1 protein-coding gene is annotated in these 260 nt (G+C 58.1%); it reads left to right on the top strand.

All coding sequences use genetic code 11. The annotated features are described in order from the left end of the window. Positions 1-25: 25 nt before the first annotated feature. A partial coding sequence (locus tag SB756_RS31715) for a YfaZ family outer membrane protein (RefSeq protein ID WP_410913452.1) occupies positions 26-260 on the top strand: 235 nt, incomplete at its 3' end.

The raw sequence follows: 260 nt of genomic DNA, 5'->3' as shown, positions 1-260 counted from the left end.
CGGGAGCGCCCTCGGGCTGGTTTTAATGAGCGGTGCCGCTCAGGCGATTGAAGGCAGTGTTGATGTCAGCGAACACAACACCAACCTGAATGTGGGTCTGGGCACCACAACACCCGGTCTGTTTCTGAAAGGTAACTGGCTGCGTAGCGACCATGACGGCAGCACCTACGGTGCCGGTCTGGGTTACAACGTTGATTTCGGGCCGCTGCGTCTGGCGCCGACCGCAAAAGCGATCTTCACCCATCCTGAAGATGGAAAAG

It is taken from the genome of Pseudomonas sp. SIMBA_068, from assembly GCF_046534705.1.
Taxonomy (GTDB): domain Bacteria; phylum Pseudomonadota; class Gammaproteobacteria; order Pseudomonadales; family Pseudomonadaceae; genus Aquipseudomonas; species Aquipseudomonas putida.
The sequence above is the reverse complement of the archived record's forward strand: the minus strand, read 5'-3'. Positions and strand labels throughout refer to the sequence as shown.